Annotated in this window: 17 protein-coding genes and 1 pseudogene; 14 read left to right on the top strand and 4 right to left on the bottom strand. The window is 71.9% G+C overall.

The features are described from left to right. The first annotated feature begins 27 nt into the window (after positions 1 to 27). The 8 genes and pseudogenes from KKZ08_RS34945 to KKZ08_RS34980 all read left to right on the top strand — a co-directional run bounded on the left by KKZ08_RS34945 (position 28) and on the right by KKZ08_RS34980 (position 8,182). On the top strand, positions 28 to 858 hold the full coding sequence (locus KKZ08_RS34945) for a TIM barrel protein (protein WP_223778240.1): 831 nt from the start codon (positions 28 to 30) through the stop codon (positions 856 to 858). A 386-nt stretch (positions 859 to 1,244) separates the two neighbouring features. Next, positions 1,245 to 1,355 carry a keywimysin-related RiPP gene (locus KKZ08_RS34950; protein WP_223778241.1) on the top strand — a complete coding sequence of 37 codons (111 nt, stop codon included), beginning with the start codon at positions 1,245 to 1,247 and terminating at the stop codon, positions 1,353 to 1,355. Between the two features lie 26 nt (positions 1,356 to 1,381). Beyond that, the gene (locus KKZ08_RS34955; RefSeq protein WP_223778242.1) at positions 1,382 to 3,238 is read left to right on the top strand and encodes a lasso peptide isopeptide bond-forming cyclase; all 1,857 of its coding nucleotides are present in this window, start codon (positions 1,382 to 1,384) and stop codon (positions 3,236 to 3,238) included. 49 nt (positions 3,239 to 3,287) lie between these two features. Continuing rightward, positions 3,288 to 3,542 carry a lasso peptide biosynthesis PqqD family chaperone gene (locus KKZ08_RS34960; RefSeq protein WP_223778243.1) on the top strand — a complete coding sequence of 85 codons (255 nt, stop codon included), beginning with the start codon at positions 3,288 to 3,290 and terminating at the stop codon, positions 3,540 to 3,542. Next, positions 3,539 to 3,973 (top strand): lasso peptide biosynthesis B2 protein, encoded by a 435-nt coding sequence (locus KKZ08_RS34965; protein ID WP_223778244.1) that lies wholly within the window; start codon positions 3,539 to 3,541, stop codon positions 3,971 to 3,973. The genes KKZ08_RS34960 and KKZ08_RS34965 overlap by 4 nt, the downstream gene beginning before the upstream one ends. Positions 3,974 to 4,041: 68 nt before the next feature. Further along, entirely contained in the window at positions 4,042 to 5,895 is a 1,854-nt protein-coding gene (locus KKZ08_RS34970) for an ABC transporter ATP-binding protein (protein WP_223779319.1), read from the top strand. Between the two features lie 99 nt (positions 5,896 to 5,994). Next, a pseudogene (locus KKZ08_RS34975) lies at positions 5,995 to 6,386 on the top strand (sigma factor-like helix-turn-helix DNA-binding protein); the annotation flags it as partial. 221 nt (positions 6,387 to 6,607) lie between these two features. Beyond that, on the top strand, positions 6,608 to 8,182 hold the full coding sequence (locus KKZ08_RS34980; protein WP_223778245.1) for a carbohydrate-binding protein: 1,575 nt from the start codon (positions 6,608 to 6,610) through the stop codon (positions 8,180 to 8,182). A gap of 110 nt (positions 8,183 to 8,292) precedes the next feature. Here the strand turns inward: KKZ08_RS34980 and KKZ08_RS34985 are convergent, their stop codons facing one another. Next, complete coding sequence (locus KKZ08_RS34985; RefSeq protein ID WP_223778246.1) at positions 8,293 to 9,816, bottom strand: MFS transporter; 1,524 nt, start codon at positions 9,814 to 9,816, stop codon at positions 8,293 to 8,295. Positions 9,817 to 9,986: 170 nt separating this feature from the next. On the opposite strand from KKZ08_RS34985, the gene KKZ08_RS34990 reads away from it, so the two are divergent. Continuing rightward, entirely contained in the window at positions 9,987 to 10,457 is a 471-nt protein-coding gene (locus tag KKZ08_RS34990; protein ID WP_223778247.1) for a MarR family transcriptional regulator, read from the top strand. Positions 10,458 to 10,564: 107 nt separating this feature from the next. Next, positions 10,565 to 10,972 (top strand): RidA family protein, encoded by a 408-nt coding sequence (locus KKZ08_RS34995; RefSeq protein ID WP_223778248.1) that lies wholly within the window; start codon positions 10,565 to 10,567, stop codon positions 10,970 to 10,972. Between the two features lie 30 nt (positions 10,973 to 11,002). Here the strand turns inward: KKZ08_RS34995 and KKZ08_RS35000 are convergent, their stop codons facing one another. The 3 genes from KKZ08_RS35000 to KKZ08_RS35010 all read right to left on the bottom strand — a co-directional run bounded on the left by KKZ08_RS35000 (position 11,003) and on the right by KKZ08_RS35010 (position 12,945). Next, complete coding sequence (locus KKZ08_RS35000) at positions 11,003 to 11,224, bottom strand: helix-turn-helix transcriptional regulator (protein ID WP_223778249.1); 222 nt, start codon at positions 11,222 to 11,224, stop codon at positions 11,003 to 11,005. Continuing rightward, on the bottom strand, positions 11,224 to 11,721 hold the full coding sequence (locus KKZ08_RS35005) for a DUF2975 domain-containing protein (protein WP_223778250.1): 498 nt from the start codon (positions 11,719 to 11,721) through the stop codon (positions 11,224 to 11,226). Before KKZ08_RS35005 ends, KKZ08_RS35000 begins: the two co-directional genes overlap by 1 nt. 84 nt (positions 11,722 to 11,805) lie before the next feature. After that, complete coding sequence (locus KKZ08_RS35010; protein WP_223778251.1) at positions 11,806 to 12,945, bottom strand: glutamate--cysteine ligase; 1,140 nt, start codon at positions 12,943 to 12,945, stop codon at positions 11,806 to 11,808. 146 nt (positions 12,946 to 13,091) lie between these two features. Here KKZ08_RS35010 and KKZ08_RS35015 point away from each other — a divergent pair, with 146 nt between their 5' ends. The 4 genes from KKZ08_RS35015 to KKZ08_RS35030 all read left to right on the top strand — a co-directional run bounded on the left by KKZ08_RS35015 (position 13,092) and on the right by KKZ08_RS35030 (position 15,901). Continuing rightward, complete coding sequence (locus KKZ08_RS35015) at positions 13,092 to 14,057, top strand: LLM class F420-dependent oxidoreductase (RefSeq protein WP_223778252.1); 966 nt, start codon at positions 13,092 to 13,094, stop codon at positions 14,055 to 14,057. Positions 14,058 to 14,134: 77 nt separating this feature from the next. Further along, positions 14,135 to 14,551: a hypothetical protein gene (locus KKZ08_RS35020; protein ID WP_223778253.1), complete on the top strand. Its 417-nt coding sequence runs from the start codon at positions 14,135 to 14,137 to the stop codon at positions 14,549 to 14,551. Between the two features lie 178 nt (positions 14,552 to 14,729). After that, positions 14,730 to 15,134 carry a hypothetical protein gene (locus tag KKZ08_RS35025; protein ID WP_223778254.1) on the top strand — a complete coding sequence of 135 codons (405 nt, stop codon included), beginning with the start codon at positions 14,730 to 14,732 and terminating at the stop codon, positions 15,132 to 15,134. A gap of 83 nt (positions 15,135 to 15,217) precedes the next feature. Continuing rightward, entirely contained in the window at positions 15,218 to 15,901 is a 684-nt protein-coding gene (locus tag KKZ08_RS35030) for a DUF6766 family protein (RefSeq protein WP_223778255.1), read from the top strand.

Consider the following 15,901-nt stretch of genomic DNA (forward strand, 5'->3'; position numbering starts at 1 on the left):
CACCCGTGACAGGAGCCCCGCAGCCTCATGGCCCTCTCCTCCCGGCAGATCACCGGGTCCAACTTCGCCTACCAGCACCTGCCGTTCGACACCTTCCTCGACGACGCGGCGGACCTCGGGCGCGAGAAGCTCGAACTGTGGGGCATCGCCCCGCACCTGCACATCCCGCGCCTCCGTGACGCCGACGCACGGAGCATCCGCCGCTCCATCGAGGCGCGCGGACTCAGCGTGTACTGCCTCACCCCCGAGCAGGTGACGTATCCGGTCAACGTGGCCTCCCCGGTCGCCTGGCTGCGCGCCGAGAGCATCGCCCTGTTCCGCCGCGCGGCCGAACTGTGCGTCGAACTCGGCGCCGAACTGCTCCTCCTGACCCCCGGGCGCGGCTACGAGAACGAAGCCACGGGCGCCGCCTGGCGCCGCTCCGCCGACGCGATCGGTGAGATCACCGCGTACGCCGGCGCCCTCGGCGTGGAGTGCGTGCTCGAACCCTTGCAGCGCGTGGAGTCGAACCTGGTCAACGACTCCCGCACGCTCGCGGCCATGCTCGACGAGATCGGCGCGGCGAACCTCGGAGCCGTCCTGGACACCGTGACGATGGCCGTGGCCGGTGAGAATGTCGACGACGCCTTCGAGGCACTCGGCGGCGACCGCGTCCGGCACGTCCACCTCATCGACGGGCGGCCTGCCGGACACCTCGCGTGGGGCGACGGGGAGCTGCCGTTGGACGAGTACCTGTCGGCCCTCGACCGGCGAGGGTACGACCGCTGGATGACGTTCGAGTTGTTCGGCGACGGCACCTACGCACGCGACCCGCGGCCGGCGGTCGAGCAGTGTCATGCGCGGGTCGGCCTCGCCTGACGCGAGGCCGCGAACGCCTCGGGAGCCGCTCGCCGGGACCGGCGCACCGCATCCGTTCCCGGTGCCGGTTGCGTAGCCGGCGCGCAGTGCGCCGGGCGGCGCCCCCACCTCCCCGTGCGCGGCCCGGCCGCCGCCTCGGCCGGCGCTCCGACGGCACCGTGCAGGTCGGACGCATCCGCTGCCGCGATCGCCTCCCCACGCCACCCCCGTCCGCTCAGGCCGTGGGCGACCGGCAGTGCGCGGGGCGCCCGGGCCGGGCCCTTCAAAGTATGTCGATATGACTTATTCCGCGCACCTTGCTCGTGCCGCGTGCCACGCCGCTAGCTGGAGACACCGCCGCCGGCCGCACGGAAGGCCGATGGCACCGCTCACATCGAGGTGATGACATGAAGAAGGCGTACGAGGCTCCGACACTCGCCCGACTGGGTTCGTTCCGCGAGAAGACCGGCCTGCTGCAGCGCAACGGCAACGACCGTCTGATCCTCAGCAAGAACTGACGGCAGCCGGCAGGTAACGCGACTCCATGTCAGACATGCATGAGAGCGCGGAACCGGGCCGCGGCGACGCCCACTTCGCGGTCTTCCCCGACTGCGAGGAGGCGGCCGCCGCGGCCCGCTTCTTCCGCCACCCCGGTACCCACGTCCTGGCCCATGCCTCGGGCCGGCCCTGGCTCATCGGCCGTTGGTCCGGCACAGAGATCGTCACGGCCCGCGCCGGCGGCACGGCCCTGGCCGCCGTCGGATGGTGCGCGGCCGACCGGCAGCAGCTGGAACGCAGGGCCGCCCGCATGCGCGACCTCACCGAACTCGACGTCCTCGCCCGGTCCCTGCCGGGCAGCTTCCATCTGGTGGCCACCCACGACGGGCAGCTCAGGGTGCAGGGCACCGCCTCCGGGCTGCGGCTGGTCTTCCACGCGCGGATCGGCGGCGTCCACGTGGCCGCGACGAGCGCCGACCTGCTCGCCACGGCCCTCGGGAGCAAGCCCGACACCGGACAGCTGGCCATCCGGCTCCTGTGGCCCGTGCCCCATCCGCTGTACGAGACCTCGGTCTGGCAGGGAGTCGAGGCACTCTCCCCGGAGGAGGCCCTGATCGTCTCCGCCGACGGCCAACGGGTCCGCCGTTCACGCTGGTGGCGGCCCCCGGAGCCGACCCGCACCCTCGCGCGGGGCGCCCCGGCCGTCCGCGCGGCGCTGGCCGAGGCCGTGGACGTGCGGACCCGGCCGGGCGGCGTGGTCAGCTGCGACCTGTCCGGCGGCCTCGACTCCACCTCCGTCTGCTTCCTGGCCGCCCGCTCCACCGCCTCCGTGGTGGCGGCGACCTGGCCGGGCCGCGACCCCGCGGACACCGACCTGGCGTGGGCCCGGCAGGCGGCGGAGCACCTGCCGAAGGTCGACCACGTCGTCTGGGACGCCGACGCCTCGGCCCTGGTCTACTCGGACCTGCTCGGCATCGACGACCTGCTCGACGAGCCGACCATCGGGGTGATGGACCGCTCACGCGTCCTCCAGCAACTGCCGTGGCTGGCCGGACGCGGCAGCCGGGTGCACCTCACCGGCATCGGCGGCGACCACGTGGCCTGGTGCTCGGAGGCGTACTACCACCGGCTGCTGCGCACCCGTCCGCTGTTCGCGCTGCGCCAGTTGCGGGGCTTCCGCGCCCTGTGGACCTGGCCGCTCGGCGCGACGGCACGCGCCCTCGCCGACTCCCGCGCGTACCCGGCCTGGCTGGCCGACTCCGTCCGTCATCTGCGCGCTCCCATGCCGGAGTCCTCGGTGACCGGAAGCCTCGGCTGGGGGATGTCGCCCCGCCTGTTCCCCTGGATGACCACCGAGACGGAACGGCTCGCCCGCCGGGCCCTGCTGGACTCGGCCGCGCGGGCCGAGCCCCTGCACACGGACCGTGGCCTGCACACCGACCTGGAGCTGATCCGCACCTGCACGCGCATCATCCGCCAGTGGGAGCGGATGGCGACCAGGGCGGGGCTTCCCATGGCGTCGCCGTACCTGGACGACCGCGTGATCGAGGCATGCCTGGCGGTGCGGCCGGACGAACGCGTCACCCCCTGGCAGTACAAACCGCTGCTCACCAAAGCGATGCGCGGTGTCGTCCCGGAGGAGTGCCTGCGGCGTGCCAACAAGGCCGAGGCATCGATGGACGCGTCGGACGGGCTGCGCCGCCACCGGGGCGACCTGATGACCCTGTGGACCGACTCCCGGCTGGAGAGCCTCGGCCTGGTGGACGGCGCGGAACTGCGCCGACTCGCGCAGCGGCCCTCCGCGCCGGGCCTGCGCGACGCCATCCTCTACTCGACCATCGCGTGCGAGGTGTGGCTGCGCTCCCACGACCACGCCCCACGACCCGGCTCCGCCGTCGGATGACAGGCCGCGGAGTCGGATGACACAGACCGCAGAAAGGCACGCCGATCCCATGACGCTCCGATTCGCGACCGACGTCTCCACCGCACAGACACAGTACGGAACGGTGCTCCTCGACCAGCGCACCGGTGACTACTGGGAACTCAACCCCACGGGCGCGCTGGTCGTGAGAACACTCATGGACGACGGCGACGAGGCGGCCGCCATCACGGCGCTCGTCGCGCAGTTCGACATCGACCGCGACCGCGCGGAGCAGGACGTGGCCGCGCTCGTCCGCGACCTGCGTACCGCGGGACTCGTCTCATGACCACGCCCAGCGCCCTGGACCGGCCCACCGGAGTCCCGTTCGCCCGGCGCCTGACCGCCCGCCTCGTCCTCCTTCCCGCGCTGGCCCTGTCGTTCCTGCCGCCGCGGCACATCCGCGCCGTACTGGAGCGGATACGCCGTGGCGCGCGGCCCGCCACCCCCGCACAGGCCGCGGCGGCCCGTGAGGCACTGTGCGCGGTGAGCCTGCGCTGCGCGGGACCGCGCGGCTGCCTCCCGAGGTCGCTCGGGGCGGTCCTGCTGTGCCGGACGCACGGCACCTGGCCCACCTGGTGCGCCGGGGTGCGCAAGGTGCCGCCGTTCTCCGCCCACGCCTGGATCGAGGCCGGCGGCCGTCCCGTAGGCGAGGGCGTCCCTGACGACTACTTCGCGCGGCTGGTGACGGTGGCCCCGGCGCGACGGGCGGGGACGTGAGCGACACGGCCGTCACGGACGACGCCCCGGCGGGCACCGGCCCGGACGGCCGCGGAACGGGACGGCCGGTGCCGCCCGCGGACCGGACGACGGGAGGTTCCGTCGCCTCCCTGTTCCGTCTGACGGCCGGTCACCGCCCCAGCATCGCCGTGGCCACGGGGCTGACCCTGGCCGCCTCGGCCCTCGGGCTCGCCCAGCCGCTCGTCGCCAAGCACGTCGTGGACTCCAGCGCCCGCGGCGAGGTGCTGTGGCCGTTCCTGCTGCTCCTGTCCGGGCTCTTCGCCGCCGAGGCCGCCGCGGGGGCGACCGGCCGCTTCCTGCTGGACCGCATGGGCGAGGGCGTGGTCCGCATGGTGCGCCACGGCCTCGTCTCGCGGCTGCTGCGCCTTGAGATGCGCGAGATGGACCGGCACCGCCGCGGTGACCTGGTCTCCCGCGTCACCGCCGACACCACCCTGCTGCGGGACGTCGTGTCCCAGGCCCTGGTCGACCTCCTCACCGGCTGCCTCGTCTCGGCCGGGGCGCTGCTGCTGATGCTCTGGCTTGACCCACTGCTGCTGCTCCTGGTCGTGGCGACGGTCGCCCTCGCCGCGGCCGTCGTCGCCACGCTCCTGAAAGGCATACGGGTGGCGTCGGAGCACATGCAGACCTCCGTGGGCGCCGTCGCCGCGGAACTGGAGCGCGCCCTCGGCGCCCTGCCGGTGGTGCGGGTGTACCGGGCCGAGGAGCGGGAAGCGCACCGCATCGGCGAGCGGGTGGACTCGGCCTACCGGTCGGGCGTACGGACGGCGAAGCTGGCGGCGGTCATGAGCAGCGCCGTCGAACTCGCGGTCCAGGGCTCCTTCCTGCTCGTCCTCGTCGTCGGCGGCATGCGGGTCGGGAGCGGGGGAGCGGACTCGCTGGGAGACCTGGTCGCCTTCCTGCTGTACGCCTCGTACCTGGTCATGCCCCTGTCGTCGGTGTTCCGTGCCATCGGCCTGATCCAGCGCGGCACGGGCGCGTACCTGAGGATCGACGAAGTCCTCGCCCTCCCCGAAGAACCGGCACAGCGGCCCGGCCGCGGCACCACCTGCGCCCCGCCGGCCACCCCACGCGCCCCGGCCGCCCCCGCACTCGAACTGACCGACATCCACTTCGCCTACGTCCCGGACCGGCCGGTCCTGCGCGGGGCCACCTTCACCGTGCCGCACCACGGACTCGTGGCTCTCGTCGGCCGCTCGGGAGCCGGCAAGAGCACACTCTTCTCACTGATCGCGCGCCTGTACGACCCCGACGCCGGGACCATCCGGTTCGACGGCCTCCCGACGACGGCCCTGAGCCGCGGGCAGTGCCGCGAAGGCATCGCGCTCGTGGACCAGAACACCCACGTACTGGAGGGCACACTCCGCGAGAACATCACCTACGGAGCCCTCGACGCCGGGGACGACGACATCCTCCGTGTCGTACGGCTGACCCGGCTCGACCCCGTGGTGCGGCGCCTGCCCGGGGGCCTGGACGGCAGACTCGGTGACCACGGCGGCACCCTCTCGGCGGGCGAACGCCAGCGCATCGCCCTGGCCCGCGCGCTGCTCGCCCGTCCACGGCTGCTCCTTCTCGACGAGCACACCTCGCACCTGGACGCCGTCAACGAGACGGCGCTGACCCGGGCGTTGAGCGCCGTCACCCGGGAGTGCGCGGTCCTCGTCATCGCCCACCGCCTCTCCACCGTGCGGCACGCCGACCGGATCGTCGTCCTCGAAGACGGTCGCACGGTGGCCTCCGGCCGCCACGACGAACTCCTCACCACCAGCCCGGCCTACCGCGAACTGGCCACCACGCACGTTCTGCGGAGCCGGGCCTCGGAGAAAGCCTGGGAGAAAGCTTCGGAGAACGCCCCGGACACCGACTCGGAGAACGGCCCGGGTGCGAGCCCCTCGCCCTGACTCCCCTCACGCCTGGCCGTCGAGCCACTCCCGGAGGCCGGGGCCGGCGAGCTTGGCGTGCGGGCCGGGCAGGAGCCCGCCGCGGGCGGCCATCTCGGCATCGGGGTAGTTGGAGCCGTCGACGCCGTGCGGGACTGACGCGCCTACCTGGTGCGGATCGTCACCCGGCAGTCGCTGGACAGGCTGCGCGCGCTCGGCCGGCGCAAGGAGTACTGCGTCGGGCCGTGGTTGCCCGAGCCGTTGGTGCTGGAGACGCTCACGCCGACCGAGCGTGCGGTGTTCGTGCTGCGCGAGGTGTCCGAGTCGGAGTACGACGACATCGACGAAGCCGTCGGCAAGACCCCCGCCGCCGTACGCCAGATCGCCCACCGAGCACGGGCACACGCCGCCGCGCGGCGGCCGCGCGGCACCTTCTCCCCGGCCGAGACCCGCGCCGCGCTCCGGCCTTCCAACGGGCGGTCGAGACCGGCGACACGCGGCGCCTGCTCGACTTAGCCGGTGACGGGGGAGGGGGCAGTGCGCGCCCCCTTTCAGCCGGTTGAGCAATGTTCGCCTACATGAACCAAAATCACGTACATGTCTATTGACGTGCCCACGGCAGGCAATTAACGTCCCGGCGAAAGCGCTTTCCCCTCAGGGGTGCGGCGTCCGGAGCGCTCTGGCGTTCACGCATCCGAACCCCCCGCTCAGACCAACAACCTGGAGACGAACGGTGAAATCGAGACCAGTCATCGCGTCCGTCGGCCTCCTCGCCGGCTCACTCGTCGCTCTGTCCGGAACCACGGCGCAGGCCGCGCCCACCCGTCACGAGGCCGAGAACGCCCCCGCGGTCTGCACCGGCACCATCGACTCCGACTGGGGCGGCTACTCGGGCAGCGGCTTCTGCAACGCCGACAACGCGGTCGGCGCCCACGTACAGGTCACGGTGAACGCGCCCGCCTCGGGCACGGCGACCCTCACGGTCCGCTTCGCCAACGGATCCGGCACCGCGCGGCCCGCGAACATCACGGTGAACGGCTCGACGGCCGCGTCGGCGTCGTTCGAGACCACCGGCGCGTGGGACACGTGGGTGACGAAGTCGCTGACCGTGCCGGTCAATTCGGGCAGCAACACCGTCCGGCTCAGCCCCACCACGGCCGCCGGTCTGCCCAACGTCGACTACGTCGAGGCCGACGGAGTCGGGACCACCCCGCCGCCCTCCGCGACGGCCCTGTACGTGGCGCCGAACGGCACCGACGGCGCGGCCGGAACCCAGGCCGACCCGACGACGCTCACCTCGGCGATCTCCCGGGTCACTCCCGGCGGCACGATCTACCTGCGCGGCGGGACGTACCGCCACGCGAAGACGGTCACCATCCCCGCGGGCAACAACGGCACCCCCGCCGCCCGCACGAAACTCTCCGCCTACCCGGGCGAGACCCCCGTGCTCGACTTCTCGGCCATGAGCGAGGACCCCGCCAACCGCGGGCTCGCCGTGAACGGCGCGTACTGGCACGTCAACGGCATCGTCGTCCAACGTGCCGGGGACAACGGCATCTTCGTCGGCGGCAGTGGCAACGTCATCGAGCGCACCGTGACCCGCTTCAACCGCGACTCCGGGCTCCAGCTCTCGCGGATGGCCTCCACCACCCCGCGCGACCAGTGGCCGTCCAACAACCTCATCCTGAGCGCCGAGTCGCACGACAACGCCGACTCCGACGGGGAGGACGCCGACGGCTTCGCCTCGAAGCTCACCACCGGCCCCGGCAACGTCTTCCGCTACGCCGTCGCCCACCACAACATCGACGACGGCTGGGACCTCTACACCAAGACGGACACCGGACCCATCGGCCCGGTGACCATCGAGGACTCCCTGGCCCACACCAACGGCACGTTGTCCGACGGCACCGTGAACGCCAACGGCGACCGCAACGGCTACAAGCTCGGCGGCGAGGACATCGCGGTCGGCCACGTCATCAAGCGCAGCATCGCCCACAACAACGGCAAGCACGGGTTCACGTACAACAGGAACCCCGGCAAGATGACGATGTCCGGCAACATCAGTGTCGGCAACGCCCAGCGCAACTTCTCCTTCGACGCCGGCACCACGGTCTTCCGGGACAACGTCTCCTGCCGCACCGGCAGCGGCTCGAACGACAAGGTCGTCGGCGACGCGGACGGCTCGAACCAGTTCTGGTCCGGTGTGAACGGCTCCCGGTGCTCCGCGTACACCGGCGCGCTGAAGTGGTCCTTCGCCGCGGACGGCCGCCTGGTGGTGTCCTTCGGTGGCAGCCAAGTGAAGCCGTAACCGGCCCCGCCACCACGCAAGCCGCCCCCCGACCAGCACCCCGACCGGGTCTCGTGGACCGTCCGGTCGGGGTGGGCCGGGGGGCGTGCCCATGGTGTCCTGACGTCGCGTCAGGCGGTGACGGCCGCCGCCTTGACGGGCTCGGCGGTCTCAGCGGGCTCCGTTTCGGTCCCCGCGCCGCCCGCCGTCCCCGACGTACGCGACCGGGTCCCGCCCCGGGCGAGGCCGACCAGCGCCACCGCGACGATCAGGACGAACGCCGCCCCGGCAAGGGCGAAGCTCAGCGTGAACTGGCTCTCGGCGGGCAGTGCGGGCGCACCGGCCGGCAGGTTCTCCAGCGTCTTGGACGCCAGCAGGGAGGTGATGATCGCGCTGGCGATCGCGCTGCCGACGGACCGGGAGATGGAGTTGAGGCCGTTGGCGATGCCCGTCTGGTGGTGCGGGACGCCGGCCACGATGAGCGCGGGCATGGCGGCGTAACCGAAGCTGATGGCCACGCCGATCAGCATCCCGGCGAGGATGACCGACGCCGAGGAGTCGTGCGCGGCGGTCAGCCAGGCGAAGCCGCCGACGCCGAACACGGCGCCCGTGGCGAGGGTGAGCCGCGGCCCGATCCGCCCGACCAGCATGCCGCCGAACTGCGCGGCGATCAGCGAGATCAGCGTGGCCGGCAGCAGGTACTCGACGGAGGACCGCAGGACCGAGGCCCCGAAGCCGTAGCCGGTGAGTTCCTTCGGCATCTGCACCAGGTAGGCGACGCCGATGAACTGCGAGAACATCGCGAAGCCGAGGAACAGTCCGGCGAGGTTGGTGAAGAGCACCGGCCGGTGGGCGAACATCCGCATGTCCACCATGGGCTCGCGGACCGTGCGCTCCACCAGGGTCCAGACGGCCGCCATCACGACGGCGCCGCCGAACAGGCCGAGGGTGCGCCCCGAGGTCCAGCCCCACTCGTGGCCCTGCGAGATCGGCAGCAGGAGCAGGACGAGAAGCGCGGCCAGGGTCGCCGCGCCGAGCCAGTCGGTCCGGCCGCCCGTCGTGGACCGCGACGCGGGAACGCGCACCAGAACGCCTACGAGGGCCACCACCGCCAGAGCGGCCGCGAGCCAGAACACCCGGTGGTAGTCGGGGTCCGGGCCCTGGGTGAGCAGGCCCGCCGCGACGAGCGCGAGGCCGCTGCCGACCGCGAGCGTCCCGCTGACCATGGCCATCGCGCCGTGCAGCTTCGCCGGGGGCATCTCCTCCCGCAGGACCGACAGGGCGAGCGGGAAGATCGCGGTGGCGGCGCCCTGGAGGACGCGGCCGACGACGAGCCACAGCAGCGAACTGGTGGTGGCGGCCAGGACCGATCCGGCGATCATCAGCAGCAGGACGCCGACCAGGGTGGGCTTCTTGCCGTGCATGTCGCCGAAGCGGCCGAGGAGCGGGGTGAAGACCGCGGCGGACAGCAGGGTCGCCGTGGTGACCCAGCTGACGTTCGCGGTGGAGGTGCCGAGGTCGCCCTGGATGATGCTCATGATCGGCACGACGAGGGTCTGCATCATCGAGACGATCATGGTGGCGAGGCCGAGGACCAGGACGAGCGAGGTGTCTCCTGCGGGGCGTCCGTGCGCCGCGCGAGCTGTGGATGTCACGGGGTTACTTCCGTTGGTCGAGCGCGTGGGGGATGGCGGCCTCGTCGGAGCGAGGGCGGGAACTTGAAGCCTGTGAAAGTGAAGAACCAGGAAGGTTGATGTCCTCAAGTAACTCGGTAGAGGTAAACATCGAAAGTTGAAGTCGTCAAGTTTCGGGTTACGCTGGTCCCATGCCCGAGACACCCGACGTGCGCCCCGGCGCGTCCCACGCCCCGCTGCTCGACGCCCTGTGGGTCTCCATGGCGGGCCTCTACGGAGACCTCACCGCGGCTGCCGCGGCGCAGGGGCTCACCTACAGCCAGGCCAAGGCGCTGAACGTGCTGCGACGGAACGGCCCGGCCCCCATGCGGGTGCTGGCCGCCTCGTTCCGGTGTGACGCCTCGAACATGACCGGGATCGTCGACCGCCTGGAGAGCCGCGGCCTGGTCCGCCGCGAACCGAGCCCGACGGACCGGCGGGTGAAGAACGTCGTCCTCTCCGAGGAGGGCGTGGCGGCGGTGGAGAAGATCCGCGCCGGCATGCACGCCACCCATGAGGCGCTGGACGCGCTCAGCGAGGAGGAGCGGGCCACCCTGCAGGGCCTCCTCGCCCGCCTGTCGCCGGATGCGGGCGCCGCCCCCCGGGGGTCGAAGGCACCTTGAGGTTCCCCAGGCACTAAAAAGTGCGTTCTTCCACGTCAGCGGTCACTCTCCTACGGTTTCCGAGTAACCACTGGAGAGCACGAACGCAGCGCGAGGAGGCGGGAACCATGGCCATCACCCTGGTGGACCCCACTGGATTGCCGAAGATCGACGCCTATCGGCAGGTCTCGGTCGCGACCGGGTCGAAGCTGGTCTTCGTCGCCGGGCAGGTCGCCTGGGACGCCGAGGGGGTCATGGTCGGCGAAGGCGACCTCGCCGCCCAGGTCGAGCAGTGCTACCTCAACATCGGCACCGCCCTTGCGGAGATCGGCGGATCCTTCGACGACGTGGCGAAACTGACCGTGTACGTCGTCGACTGGACCCCCGACAAGATGCCGCTGTTCCTGGAGGGCGCCGCGCGGGCGGCCGCGAAGCTGGGGGTCGCACCGGTGCCGCCGGGCACGCTGCTGGGCGTCGCGGCGCTGGCCGCCCCCGGTCTGCTGGTCGAGATCGACGCCGCCGCGGTCCTCGACTGACGGCGGCGCCGGCGGCCGTCGCGGCCGGAGTCATCCGCCCGCGGCGTCCTCGGTCTCCCAGCGGAGCAAGTCCCCCGGCTGGCAGTCCAGCACCTCGCAGAGCGCGGCGAGCGTCGTGAAGCGCACCGCTTTGGCGCGGCCGTTCTTCAGTACCGCCAGGTTGGCCGGCGTGATCCCGACGCGCTCCGCGAGCTCGCCCACGGACATCTTCCGCCGGGCCAGCATCACGTCGATGTCGACGGCGATCGGCATCAGATCACCTCGTCCAGCTCGGCCCGCAGCCGGTTCGCCTCGACGTCACGCGCGACGGCCTGGGCGAGCAGCATCCGCAGGACGAGCACGATGAGCGCGACCCCCAGGACCGCCACGCCGACCCCGCCCACCAGCAGGACCACACCCGGCGCGACGGCCTCGCCGGGTGCCAGGACCGCCCCGAGTGCGAACACCAGCAGGGCGGCCGCCACGAAGGCGCCGGTCACGACATCCACGTACCGGAACGAGGCGTGGGAGAACACCGTGCCGCGCCGCATCATCGTCACGAGCCGCCATACGCAGACCATGACGACCTCGGCCGCGACGAAGCCGAGCAGCACGATGACGACGACCGGGACGCCCCGGGACGCCAGGTCACCGTCCGACCCCCGCAGGTCGGCGGCCAGGAGCGGCACCAGCACCGCCTGGACGAACACCGAACCGGCCAGCAGCGCCACCAGTACGACGCGCAACGCGCCCACCGTCAGCTTTCCCATCACCGCTCCTTCGATCGATACACGATGGGAATGTATCGAAATTCGATAGGGGCGGCAAGGGCCGCGACGGCGGACGCGGCGGCGTCACGTCGCCTGGGTCCGGCGGGCGCACTCCGCGACCATGGCGCCCAGGCTCCCCGTGCGTTCCAGGAGCTCCCGCTGGACGCGGGCCCCGGTGCCGTGCTCCAGCAGGCTCATCGCCGTCTTGCGTGCCATGTCGAGATCCCCCGATTCCTCCAGGGCGTCCCGCACGTGGTCCAGGAGCGCGGTCACGGCTTCCTCGCAGGGGACGGGAAGCATGGTCACCGGGTGCAGCAGGGCGTCGTCCATGCCGGACCGCGCCGCCCGCCACCCGGCGAGACGCAGCAGGCTCACGCCGTGCCCCAGCGGCGGGCGCCCCGCCTTCCACTCCCGTGCGGCCGTCTCGACGAGGGCCCGCGCGAGGGTCGCCACCAGGACGGTCGTGGACGCGTCCAGGCACACATCGGCGACGCGGATCTCGACGGTGGGGTAGCGGTGGGACAGCCGGGCGTCGAAGTAGACCATTCCCCGGTCGCGCAGGACGCCGGTGGCGACCATGGCGCTCACCCGCTCCTCGTACCGCTCGGCGGAACCGAAGAGGTCGGTGGGCCCCGACATCGGCCAGCGCCCCCACACCCGGCTGCGGTAGCTGCTGTACAGGGTGTCGTTCCCGTGCCAGAAGGGTGAGTTGGAGCTCAGCGCCACCAGGACCGGCAGCCACGGGCCGATCCGGTCGATCACGGCCACGCCTTCCTCGTCCGACTCGACCGAGACGTGGACATGGCAGCCGCAGGTCAGCTGCTCCTGCGTGGTGAGGCCGAACTGTTCCTCCATCCACTGGTAGCGCTTGCCCACGTTGATCGAGGGGCTGACCGGCAGGGGAGAGGTGGCGAGGGCGGCGACCCCCGCCCCCAGGTCACCCGCGTGCCGCGCCGCCTCCGAACGCCACCGGACGATCTCCTGCATGAGGTCGTCCATGCTGGTCCTGGGCTGGGTCGCGAACTCCAGCTGCTGGCCGGTCAGCTCCTTCTCGAACGTCTCTTCCCCGGGGTCGCGGTAGTCGTTCGCTTGCCGCTCGGCGCCCCCGGACGTCTCGGCGATGTCCTTGGCCGCCCGGGCCAGGACCGCCGAGGACAGGGCCCGTGGCTCGCCACTCTCTCGATCGACGAGGAGGAGCTCCTCCTCTACTCCTACAGTGCGCAACCGATGCCGCCTCTCTCCGTGACCGTTCTCCGGCGGCGGATGCCGCCCTGGTCGTCCACGTACCCGCATGCCGGGTTCGCACCGCCTTCGGTGGCCTCGGAGCTGCCGGAGGTTTCAGCGAGAGCATTTCGGCAAAGCGATGGTTTATGGTGCAAATCGGCTACACAATGATGACTGAGCAAGCCGGGCCCCGCGCCCTGGTCGAGGATGTGGTCGCCGCCGAGCAGGCGGGCTTCGACTTCTCCGTCACCTCGGACCACTATTTCCCGTGGCTGGAGTCCCAGGGGCACTCCCCGTACGCCTGGAGCGTACTCGGCGCCGCGGCACAGGCCACCTCGCGGATCCCGCTCATGACGTACGTGACCTGCCCGACGGTCCGCTACCACCCGGCCGTGGTCGCGCAGAAGGCCGCGACGATGCAGCTGCTCTCCGAAGGCCGCTTCCGGCTCGGTCTCGGCTCGGGCGAGAACCTCAACGAGCACGTCGTCGGCGCCGGTTGGCCCTCCCCGCAGACCCGGCTCGAGATGCTGGAGGAAGCGATCGAGATCATCCGCGCCCTCTTCGCCGGTGACAACGTGAACCACCAGGGCACCCACTTCGACGTGGCGAACGCCCGCCTGTGGGACCTCCCCGACGAGCTGCCGCCCATCGGCGTCGCGGTCTCGGGCGGGCGCTCCTGCGCCCTGGCCGGACGGCTCGCCGACCTCGTCATCGCGACCGAGCCCAAGGCCGAGCTGCTCGACTCCTTCGACCGGCACGGCGGCAGCGGCAAGCCCCGCGTCGGCCAGCTGCCCGTCTGCTACGACCCCGACAAGGACGCGGCCGTGGCCCGCGCCCACGACCAGTTCCGCTGGTCCATGGGTGGCTGGCCGGTCAACTCCGAACTGCCGGGGCCCTCGGGCTTCACGGGCGCCACGCAGTTCGTCACCGAGCAGGACATCGCGGAGCAGATCCCCTGCGGCGACAAGGTCGACGACTTCGTCGAGGCCGTACGCCCCTACGCCGAGGCCGGCTTCACCGAGATCGCCCTCGTCCAGGTGGGCGGCGACCATCAGCGTCCCTTCATCGAATGGGCCGAGAAGAACCTGCTGCCCGCCCTGCGCGACTTGTGACCCGCCGGGTACCCGCCACTTCACCGGGTACCCGCGCCCCCGTCAGGCATCAGCGACCCCACCGGAGAGAGTCAAGCGTGAACGACACACCGAACCCCGCTTCCCCCACCCAGCAGCCCGACTCCGACCTGGTGCAAGTCGCGCTCGACGACTGCTCCCCGGCCGACGCGGACACCGTCTTCACCGTGCTGAACGAGTACTTCCCGTCCGACCGCGGCTACGACGCGCCTCACCAGACGAGCGACACGCGGCCCGCCGTCTGGACCGGCGTCTTCTGCGCCTCGCACACCCCGGAGACCGTCCCCGGCGTCCTGCTCGCGGGCTCCGTCACCGCCGACCTGCAAGGCGGTCCCGTCGCGGTGAACAGGCTGCGCGCGGCGCTCGAATCGGCCTTCGAAGCGAAGGTCACCGGCACCGTCTCCGGCGACCAGGAGGTCCAGACCCAGCTGCGCCTCAGGAGCGCCGAACGCGGGGAGCCGCGCGAAAAGGCCTGAACGGGCGGCGGCCTCCGCCGGACACACCTCGATCGGGCGCACCCTCGCGTGTCGGACGCACACGTTCCGCTCCCCTTGGCGGCCTACGGGCATCGTGTCGTGAGGCGCTCGCACCCGCGCGGACCACCGCCGGGTGCGGCAGCCGACGAACCGGCCGCCGCGGAGGGGAGCAGAACTGGTGCGCGCAACGAGGTCGGGACTGCTCGCGGCGGCGCTCCTCGGCGCGCTGACCGGCTGCGGCAACGCCGACGCGCGTGAGGACGCCGCCGCCGAGGCGGCGTCCCGCTTCGAGGCGAGTCTGCGCGCGAGTGACGCGGTACGCGGCTGCGCGGCGCTCGCCCCGGGGACCCGCGACGAACTGGAGCAGTCCTCTGAACAGCCCTGCGTGCGGGCCCTGCCCGAGGCGGGTCTGCCCCTCGCGCAGGAGATCTGCGGCGTCGACGCGTACGGACGGCAGGCGCGTGTCGTGACCGACCGCGACACGCTTTTCCTGTCGTCCTTCCCGGGCGGCTGGAAGGTCACCGGGGCCGGGTGCACCCCGCGCCCCGAGAAGCCCTATCAGTGTCTGATCAAGGGTGGTTGACGCATGCGGACCCTGTTCACGGCGTATCTGCTCACGGTGGTCGGTGGGCTCGCCTACTGCGTGGCGCTGGGGGTGATGCAGCGGTGACCCGGGACCGGAGCTTCCTGCGCGACAACGGCCTGACCCTGGCGTTCGGCGCCGGCTTCCTGCTGACCCTGGCCGGACAGGCCATCGCCGGGCACGCCGAGTTCAACAACCGGCTGATCGCCGAGGAGCTGCACCCGCTGAGCTTCGGCGGCTATCTCCTCACCTCCGACTTCGCCGTCGACGTGACGGAGAACTGGCAGTCGGAGTACCTCCAGTTCTTCCTCTACATCTTCGGCACGGTCTGGCTGCTCCAGCGCGGCTCGCCCGAGTCCAAGGAACTCCACAAGGCCGGCCCGGAGTGCGACGAGGAACAGAAGACCGGGGAGCGCGCGAGACCCGAATCGCCGCGCTGGGCCGGCGTCGGCGGGGCGCGTCAGGCCTGGTACTCCCGCTCGCTCGGCACCCTCATGTGCGTACTGTTCCTGCTCTCGTGGTTCGCCCAGTCCGTCACCGGCGTGGCCGCCTACAACGAAGAGCACCTGCGCGAACTCCAGGCGCCCATCGGCTGGTTCGACTATCTCGGCGCCGCCGACTTCTGGTCCCGCACCCTGCAGAACTGGCAGTCCGAGCTGCTCGCCGTCGGCTCGATGGCCATCTTCTCCGTCTATCTGCGCCAGCGCGGCTCCCCCGAGTCGAAGCCCGTGGGCTCAGCCCACGGCGCGACCGGCGTCGAGGGCTGA

The organism is Streptomyces sp. 135 (assembly GCF_020026305.1).
Lineage (GTDB): Bacteria > Actinomycetota > Actinomycetes > Streptomycetales > Streptomycetaceae > Streptomyces.

Coding starts and splice junctions, on each gene's coding strand:
- KKZ08_RS34990 (WP_223778247.1), top strand. CDS start 9,987: ATGCCCGAGACACCCGACGTGCGCCCCGGCGCGTCCCACGCCCCGCTG.
- KKZ08_RS34965 (WP_223778244.1), top strand. CDS start 3,539: ATGACCACGCCCAGCGCCCTGGACCGGCCCACCGGAGTCCCGTTCGCC.
- KKZ08_RS34950 (WP_223778241.1), top strand. CDS start 1,245: ATGAAGAAGGCGTACGAGGCTCCGACACTCGCCCGACTGGGTTCGTTC.
- KKZ08_RS35000 (WP_223778249.1), bottom strand. CDS start 11,224: ATGCCGATCGCCGTCGACATCGACGTGATGCTGGCCCGGCGGAAGATG.
- KKZ08_RS34945 (WP_223778240.1), top strand. CDS start 28: ATGGCCCTCTCCTCCCGGCAGATCACCGGGTCCAACTTCGCCTACCAG.
- KKZ08_RS34995 (WP_223778248.1), top strand. CDS start 10,565: ATGGCCATCACCCTGGTGGACCCCACTGGATTGCCGAAGATCGACGCC.
- KKZ08_RS34960 (WP_223778243.1), top strand. CDS start 3,288: ATGACGCTCCGATTCGCGACCGACGTCTCCACCGCACAGACACAGTAC.
- KKZ08_RS34955 (WP_223778242.1), top strand. CDS start 1,382: ATGTCAGACATGCATGAGAGCGCGGAACCGGGCCGCGGCGACGCCCAC.
- KKZ08_RS35015 (WP_223778252.1), top strand. CDS start 13,092: ATGGTGCAAATCGGCTACACAATGATGACTGAGCAAGCCGGGCCCCGC.
- KKZ08_RS35005 (WP_223778250.1), bottom strand. CDS start 11,721: ATGGGAAAGCTGACGGTGGGCGCGTTGCGCGTCGTACTGGTGGCGCTG.